Source organism: Neobacillus drentensis (assembly GCF_036962765.1).
Taxonomy (GTDB): domain Bacteria; phylum Bacillota; class Bacilli; order Bacillales; family Cytobacillaceae; genus Neobacillus; species Neobacillus drentensis_C.
The window spans coordinates 22,945-29,633 of the sequence record NZ_JBALOS010000041.1; the positions used below are offsets into that span (position 1 = coordinate 22,945).

Genomic DNA, 6,689 nt, shown 5'->3' on the forward strand with positions numbered 1-6,689 from the left:
AAGATGAGGAAGAAGATTCGGTTTTACCTGGAGAGGTGGAAAGCTTTCAAAATATGAGAGAACCCTTGTCAAAGCTTTTGCCGAATATACTAATGAAAATGATTCAGAACGCATTTCTGACTTCTTCATGGCAATTCAAGATTACCTTGAAGCCTTTGCAAACGGAGTTGAACCTTATATGGGAATTCGATTTTGGCTTTGTATGCAACTACGACCCCCATGAACTTAGGTATATAGGTTTCCGTTTTGAGCTGGGGATGCTTCAAGTATCATCTGGTGGCAGTATTTATAATAGATTTGTCGGCAGTTATAGCTATACAGATTGGATGTATAGCATAGGTCTAAATGGTTGGGATGAAGGTAGTGAAAATTGTAATTTTACGAAGGTACTTGAATTGGTTCGTTCAGGAGCAAAGTTAACTATTGAAGGACCAGACGAGTATAATTATTATGAGGAAGATGAATAAACCATACCATGGTTGACTTTAGATTTCCAACTTTAAAGATTTCTTCTTAAACTATAGAGTAGCTTTAGTTGAAGAAAAAGATATTGATTTTGGTGTCAATAGAGCTCCATAAAATCCGAAAATGGCCTGCAAAACTGTTGTCAGTTTGCAAGCCATTTTCATTGTTATTAATAGGATATGCACCTCAAAACGGAACCTGTTAAAACAAATACAGGTGTCTTTTACCCATAGAAAAATGATTGGGAGGTGCAACCTTAGGTTTTCATACAATTATTGTGCCAACAAATTAAACCATAAAGGAATTTTGAAAAAAAGATGGTGCCCATAATTACAAATGCTTAGGCAACGATATTATCAGTTGGTGTAGAAGAAGGAAGTACCGTGTCTAAATAAGCCCCTGAGCAAACTTACTATGCATTGAAGGAAGATAATTACCTTAAAATTATGAGTAGATAAGTAGAACTAAAGTGTTAAAATAAGGTAAGAATTAATAGCAATATAGTTTTTGCAAAAGGAGCGGGCGTTGTGAAAGACATAAGAGGGAGCGTTGTGCTGCCATCAACAAAACACCCACAGGTTAATAGCGTACTGGAATTATTCATCAAGGAAGAACAGCCATTTAGAAAAATCCATCGTTTGATAGATTTGTTCGAAGTTATTATAAAAACCCACACATCCTATTTGATTTCTTTATTTTTAAAGGATAATCGGAGTAACCCGGAGATTAAAGGAATGTTAATCGAAGCGTTAAGAACACCTTCTTTAGGGATATGGCATTTGATTAGCAGGACTTTATGCGATGAATTAGTCATGAATGATTTATCAGAGGACGAGTGGGAGAAAATGAATTCACTTATTTCGGATGATGAGACAAAGGAGAAAATTATTTCCATTTACAAGCAGAACTGGGAGTATTATTCGTTAAAAAGTGGTTCAAAGCGTCGAACGATACCAGGTAATGTAGTGAAAAAGCTCCTGGAAATCCGCGAAGATACATATTTTGGTAATCCCAACTATGTACCCGGTTTTTTTAGTTACTTTTATGCCTGGGAGAAATCGGTAGATACAGTTATTCATATGAGAAATCGTTATGCACATGGGGCAACACCTAGTGATGAAGAGTGTACAGTAGAAATAAACCATTTCTTGCCTGTATTACATTCTTGGCTCAACAGTGATTTGCTGCAATCTACTGAGTTGATAATTGGTGGTAATCCTGAAAGTGATTCAGACAAACAAAACAATCCATTTTTAGTTATTAATCATTCTTTGCTGGATCTGTTTCCCATTATTCAATATAAGCATGTTAATGATAACTCAAAACACAATTTCTTCTTTTTTAATGATTTGAAAAAATTAAAATCCAAAAGAATTTCCTACTTAAATTATCCGCTCGCAGAAAATTTGATGGATAAGCAAATCTATGAAAAATTCATCCGATACATTGATTTAGAGAATTGGAGTCATCAAGCTTCAGAGGAATTTAAGGAACGGATTGAAGAATTACTAGAATCTTTTAAAGGCCGGCACAACGAAACAAAGAAAATTCAAAAGTGGATTCACTCGCAAACGAGGGGCTTTTTATCGATAGAGGGTCCACCCGGGGTCGGGAAATCAGCGTTCATGGCAAGCTTCGCGCTCGAGAAACATGTCGTTGTTAAATATTTTTTCCGCAGAGGGACGATTTTTGCTGAACCATCCTATTTCTTTGACTATTTGAACCAACAGCTGGAATTGCTTTTCCATACAAAAATCCCATTTTCAGAGGCTGCCGGAGATAAAAGAGTAAACCTGTACAAACGGTTAAAAAAAATATCAGAAGCACTTCATGATCAAAAGCTTGTTCTGATATTCGATGGAATTGATGAACTCGTTCACCAGCTTCATCAGTTGTTAATGACAGAGTATTTCCGAAATGTATTAATTATTTATACCTCGCGTAAGACACCGCGGACTTCAATGTTTTATGAATCCTTGCCCATTGAGCATTCAGATAAAATGGAACTTGGCGGACTTACCAAAGAGGACGTCAGAGCATTATTATATGAAAATGTTAATAAATACGAGCTTTCTCAGGAGTATATTGAAAAGGTTGTGATTCAATCAGAGGGTAATCCTTTATATATAAAATTACTTTGTGATGCATTGCTGAATAAAGAAATAGTTTTAAATGATGATCAACAGCTGCCAAAGAAAATTGAGGAATTTTACAGGCGCCTCATGAATCGATTTACAAGGCTAGCAAATGGGGAGAAGGTATTATCCTTACTTTTCACATTCGGTGCAGCAAAGGATTTTTTATCGATTCAACAGCTCGAGAAAATAACGGGTTTTGGAGTTCAGGAAATATTTCAAGCCTTTGAAACCCTTCAGGAAGTCTTAATTGACCAGGGTGATTTATCTAACTATCAACTCTTTCATGAAAGCTTCCGGGAATACTTGCTTGCGATGTATCCCGATAATATTAATGAATCCCAAATTGCACTGATGAATTACTGTATGAAATGGGACCAACCTGATGCTGATGGAGCAAGAAAGGAATACTCATTTCGATATTTATCAAAGCATCTACTCGATAGGAAGGATATGATAGGGTTACAGAAGTTAACAGAAAATGATGATTTTATTCATGAGCAAATTACTTTCACAAATCATTATATTTTCAGCTTTCAACTTTATCAGGATGCAATGGCTTTAGCGGCAGAGTTGCAAAAAACAGATTGGTATATAAAGATTTGTACAAAAACATTAGCTTTACACAATAAAATGGCCGATTCTTCTAAGGACATTGTAAAATTAATAGAATTAGGTGGTATTCAGAACATCCAATTAGCGATATCACGAACAAGTATTGTGACGGTGAGAGAAAGAGCTATTCTTATAGCCTACCTATTATATCAGATCAGTGTTGACCAAATTCCCGGTTTAAATAAATCACAACAGGAAAATGTAATTTCACTGATAGAAAAAATGTGTAATGAACGTGAGGAGTTCATTTGGAATAAAATTGTAAACATCCAATTATTATTCCAAATCATGCTTTTATTAAGAAATAAACACCTCTCCTATTCGCTTATCATTCATATGCTAGAATTTGATGATGAATTAGCAGATTTAATTAAGAAGATTGATATTAATTCCAGTGAAATATTAGAGTTGCTTACTGAAATCCTACAACACGTGCCGGATGAAATAAGACTAGATGCATATTTAGAGTTGGCAAAAAAGTATAGAGAAGCAGAAAGAATGGACGAATCTCTTCACATGGTAAACCAAGCTTTAAGCCTTTTGCCGGATAGTGAGGAGGAGCTGAAATGGGGAACAGACTCCAAGCTTATCGATGAATTGGTGGAACACGGCTTGTATGACAAAGCGATAGATGTCGCGATAAAGTTTGATTCTCCCGGTCACTCTGTTTATGGGGAAATTGCAACCAAGCTCTGCAATGACCATAAAGTTGGTGATGCTCTAGCTTTGATTGAAAGTATTCAAACACGCCTCAATCACGAGGAGGCGCTTTTGAGGACAGATATCTTTAAAAAGGAGTCACCAAAATCTAAGATCTATCATTCTGTTGCGACCCATTACCTAAAGCTAGGGTATGTTAAATTAGCCTTGGAATGTGCAAAAAATATTCATTTTGAGGGAATGAAGTGGCAGCTGGTCAATCGAATATTTGAAGAGGTTTTACTTAGAGAAGACTACTTGCTCGCAGAAGAAATCTTAGCAGATTTTCCAGATACCACAAACTTTGTTAAGTTGCATCAGAAATACAAAGAGAATCAGGACACTTACAGGGAAAATGCTACATTTTTAAAATTGGATGAACTAATTTCCAAAGAAATCCTAAATGCAAAAGGAATGACAGATGAAAAAGAAAAAGGGAATGCCATACACTCGATTGCTTTGAAATTGGCCAATGATAACAGGTGGGATCAGGCACTTGAACTAGTAAGTGAAGTTTCATATGTTGTAAAAAGAGATAGAATTCTAAGGGATTTAGCAAATGTGTCTTTTAAAATACATGGAATTGATAAAGCACATTGGGTAATAAATCAAATGGAACGAGATTGGGAAAAAGCAGAAGCCTATCACTCCATCGGTTGGTTCTATTTGCAAGATGGCTGCATTCAAGAATGTAAAGATATTATCGGAAATATTCCTAATATAGGTGTTCGAAAATCGTTGTATAACCATATCATCGAATACTATATAAATAAAGGAGATGTTCAGGAAGCATTATCCTATCTCCCTTTTATTAATAATTCTGAAAAACTGGACAACCTGCTTATTGCTGAAATAATAAAAAAATTAATTACCAATAACCATTTAAAGGAAGGATTAGAACTAAGAAAACAAATAGTACCTGGACCTTCCTATGACAGGCTGACACACTTTATGACAGAATACCTAACATCTACACAGTCCTTTGAAGCTGCATTTGCGCTGCTGATAACCGACCTAGTGGAGAGCAAGAAACGTGAGGATCCTCCGGCACTTAAACCAAAGAATCTTATAAATACAGCAAGGTATTTGTTTCAAAATAAAAGATTTGATGAGTTCCTTCTTTATTCGGATATTATTGAAAATCCAAAAATTAAAATTTCATTGTTAAGCGAACTAGCGGATAAGGACTCATCGTTATTTTCACAGCAGTTAGAGCTTATGATTACCATGATAAGTAAGCTAATAAAAATGAATGATAAAGCACATGCATATGCAGTTCTTAGTAAATGCTGTTTACGTTACGATCATAATCGGGAACGATTTAATGATTTGATGGATAGGGCTGTGGAAGCTGCCGAACAATCTGAAGACGATTGGTCACAAACTATATCGTGGTCTGTTTGGAAAGAGGTACTTACAGTATATTTAGAGGCGGGAAATCCTGAAAAGGCATTGGCAATTGTGGACAAACAGCAAATTTACATGAATGTTATGGACGGGCTAATCACTATTGCCGACCATCCGGGATATAAGAATATTCCTCACAAAATAGAACTTCTCGAAAAAGCATGGGAAGTGGGGCAAAAAGAAGATCGGAAATTTTATAGTACAGTAGAATTATTTATCGGATATATGATTGAAGCTTATATCCAGATAGGAGAAGTTAAAAAAGCGTTCGACTTTTTAAAGGAAAACAATATGTTTTATCTAGTCTCGTCGGATGAAAAGGATCGACATGATGTCATAACATATGAAGTGGTTGACGCACTCTTGGAACAAGATGAACCTGACTACGTTATTGAGCTTCTGTCCCATATTCCTAGTCGTAAAATTACAAGTCAAATGACCATTAAATTAGGCACCTATTACGTAAATAAGGGATTTTGTGAAGTAGGGGAACAACACATCCAGACTGTACTAACTTCCGGGGATTCCTATGGTAATTATGAAGAAGAATTTCATGATTTTATTCTTTCTTTGAAACAGGCAGGCTTTGATGAAAAAGTTGAAAATTATATATCACGGATTCCAAACCAATTCAGAAAGGCTAAGTGCATCATTCACCTGGCGAAATATTCCTTGGATAAAAATGATCGTGAAAACGCCATTACTTATACACGTGATGCTTTCAAGATGATAATGTCAGAAGCTGATGAAGGCAATCAAGCAAAAGGAATAAAATTATTGCTTCAATTGCCTCTGACAGCGGAACAGCTAGAGATAATGATAAAGTCAGTTCAAAAGATGAGAACTCAATCCTATATTGCAAAATGTATAGAAGCAATAATTACATTGGGACCTGTCACCATAACTGAAGCTTGCTTGAAACTAGCACAGGAAAAACTCTCCTATTCAAAGCAGAAGGAATTAATGGAAAAACTAGTAGAGATAGATCCTAAGATAAATAAAAAAGTAGAGCTACTGATTAGTCACATGCCAAATTTCCTTTTAGATAAAAAGTTGGTTGAAAAATTCCTTCTGTTGTTAGCACACTCAATAAAACTTAATGAAATGTCTGAAGGTGATTTTCATTATCTTTCATTGATTAATGAAGGGATTGATATTTCTTATTTTTTGGAAAAAGAGCTTTATGAAAATCTTTCTGTAGATAATCTGGAAGAATGGATTGATGAAGTTAATAATCCGGATATCAGATTGGAATTACAAGTTATCGCAAACGCTGTGAAAAAGGGAAGAATGAGTCCGTTTGACTTTGAGGATTATGTCAAGGAGAACTTATTAAGTAAACGTTAACCAGCTTTGAGTTTAATAGGG

General features: G+C 35.4%; 2 protein-coding genes. Both read left to right on the plus strand.

The window, feature by feature from the left end; genetic code table 11:
• Positions 1 to 53: 53 nt before the first annotated feature.
• Positions 54 to 467 carry a hypothetical protein gene (locus V7137_RS07050; RefSeq protein WP_335697421.1) on the plus strand — a complete coding sequence of 138 codons (414 nt, stop codon included), beginning with the start codon at positions 54 to 56 and terminating at the stop codon, positions 465 to 467.
• 525 nt (positions 468 to 992) lie between these two features.
• Positions 993 to 6,668, plus strand: a complete 5,676-nt coding sequence (locus V7137_RS07055) for an NB-ARC domain-containing protein (protein ID WP_335697422.1) — start codon at positions 993 to 995, stop codon at positions 6,666 to 6,668.
• Positions 6,669 to 6,689: the final 21 nt, after the last annotated feature.

Excerpts from the sequence above, each read along its gene's own strand:
- V7137_RS07050 (WP_335697421.1), top strand. The coding sequence starts at position 54 with ATGAGAGAACCCTTGTCAAAGCTTTTGCCGAATATACTAATGAAAATG.